This is a genomic window from Kitasatospora sp. NPDC001539 (assembly GCF_040298565.1).
Classification (GTDB): domain Bacteria; phylum Actinomycetota; class Actinomycetes; order Streptomycetales; family Streptomycetaceae; genus Kitasatospora.
The window spans coordinates 1-1,776 of record NZ_JBEPAK010000469.1 but is presented as its reverse complement, the minus strand read 5'-3'; the positions used below and the strand labels follow the sequence as shown (position 1 = coordinate 1,776).

The 1,776-nt window shown below is 74.0% G+C and carries 3 protein-coding genes; 2 read left to right on the top strand and 1 reads right to left on the bottom strand.

Annotated elements, in window-relative coordinates; all coding sequences use genetic code 11:
* Both ABT247_RS33330 and ABT247_RS33325 read left to right on the top strand, forming a co-directional pair.
* On the top strand, positions 1–614 hold a 614-nt coding region (locus ABT247_RS33330), incomplete at its 5' end, for a thiamine pyrophosphate-dependent enzyme (RefSeq protein WP_350750332.1).
* Complete coding sequence (locus ABT247_RS33325) at positions 611–1,519, top strand: thioesterase II family protein (RefSeq protein WP_350750330.1); 909 nt, start codon at positions 611–613, stop codon at positions 1,517–1,519. The genes ABT247_RS33330 and ABT247_RS33325, both read left to right, overlap by 4 nt.
* On the opposite strand, the gene ABT247_RS33320 is transcribed toward ABT247_RS33325, so the two are convergent.
* On the bottom strand, positions 1,506–1,776 hold a 271-nt coding region (locus ABT247_RS33320), incomplete at its 5' end, for an L-serine ammonia-lyase, iron-sulfur-dependent, subunit alpha (protein ID WP_350750328.1). The two genes, ABT247_RS33325 and ABT247_RS33320, sit on opposite strands and share 14 nt — an antisense overlap.

The window sequence follows — 1,776 nt, the reverse complement described above, 5'->3', positions numbered from 1 at the left end:
TCCACGCCCTGCGGCGGAACGTCAACCTGAAGATCCTGCTCTTCAACAACCGGATCTACGGCCTGACCAAGGGCCAGTACTCGCCCACCAGCGAGACCGGGAAGATCACCAAGTCCACGCCGATGGGCTCGCTGGACGAGCCCTTCCGCCCGCTGTCGCTGGCTCTGGGCGCGGAGGCCACCTTCGTGGCCCGCACCATCGACTCCGACCGCCAGCACCTCCAGTCGGTGCTGCGGGCGGCGGCGGAGCACCAGGGCACGGCGCTGGTGGAGATCTACCAGAACTGCAACATCTTCAACGACGGCGCCTTCGACGTCCTCAAGGACCCCGCCACCCGCGACACCGCGCTGCTCCGCCTCGAACACGGCCGGCCGTACCGGCTCACCCCGGACGGCGAGGAGATCGTCCACGACGTCGCCGACCCGGATCCGACCCGCGCCTTCGCACTCTCCCGGCTCTCCGAGCCCACCCCGATCGGCGTCCTGCGCGACGTCGAGCGCCCGGTGTACGACCGGCAGCTCAACGAGCAGCTGGACGAGGCCGTCCGGCGCCAGGGCGAGGGCGACCTGACGGCCCTGCTCGGCGGGGAGGACTCCTGGACGGTGGCCCGGTGACGTCCGCCCCGGCCGTGACCGGCGGCCGCTGGATCCGCAGCTTCCACAGCGCGCGGCCCGGCGGCGCCCGGCTGGTCGCCCTGCCGCACGCCGGGGGCTCGGCGTCGGCGTTCCGCTTCCTGTCGAACGCGCTGGCCCCGGAGCACCAGGTGCTGGTCGTGCAGTACCCGGGCCGCCAGGACCGCTTCCACGAGCCGGCGGTCACCGACGTCCACGAGCTGGCCGAGCACGTGGTGGAGTCCCTGGAGCCGTACCTGGACGAGCCGCTCGTCCTGTTCGGCCACAGCATGGGCGCCAGCATCGCCTTCGAGACGGCCCGGCGCCTGGAGCGGCGGGGTGCCGGGACGGCCGCGCTGATCGTCTCCAGCCGGACGGCCCCGGGCATCGGCCTCGGGCTCCCGCACACGGTGCACGAGCTCGGGGACGCCGAGCTGCTGGCGGAGCTGGCGGCGTTCGGCGCCGTCGACCGGCGGATCGCCGAGGACGAGGACCTGCTGCGGCACACCCTCGAGGTGATCCGCGGCGACTACCGGGCGGTGGAGACCTACCGCCCGGTCGCGGGCTCCCGGGTCCACTGCCCGGTGAGCGTCCTGGTGGGGGACCGCGACCCGAGGGTGTCGCGGGACCAGGCCTCCGCCTGGGAGGCCTGGTCCGCCCGGGGCGTCGACCTGCGGGTGTTCGAGGGCGGCCACTTCTTCCTGGAGGAGCACGCGGAGGCCGTCGCCGCGCTGGTCCGCGCCGCGCTGGTCCGCGCGGCTGCGGTCCGTCCGGCACCGGCCGGCACGGCGCCCGTCCGTCCGGCGCCCGTCCGTCCGGCGCCCGTCCGTCCGGCGCCCCCGCACACCGGACCCCCGCACGCGGCGCGGGGCCGGGTGCCCGGGGCCGCCGTGATCAGCACTCGATGACGTTGACGGCGAGGCCGCCGCGCGAGGTCTCCTTGTACTTGATCTTCATGTCGGCCCCGGTCTCCTTCATCGTCTTGATCGCCTTGTCCAGCGAGACGTGGTGCCGGCCGTCGCCGCGCAGCGCCATCCGGGCGGCGGTGACGGCCTTGACCGAGGCCATGCCGTTGCGCTCGATGCACGGGATCTGGACCAGGCCGCCGACCGGGTCGCAGGTGAGGCCGAGGTTGTGCTCGATGCCGATCTCGGCGGCGTTCTCG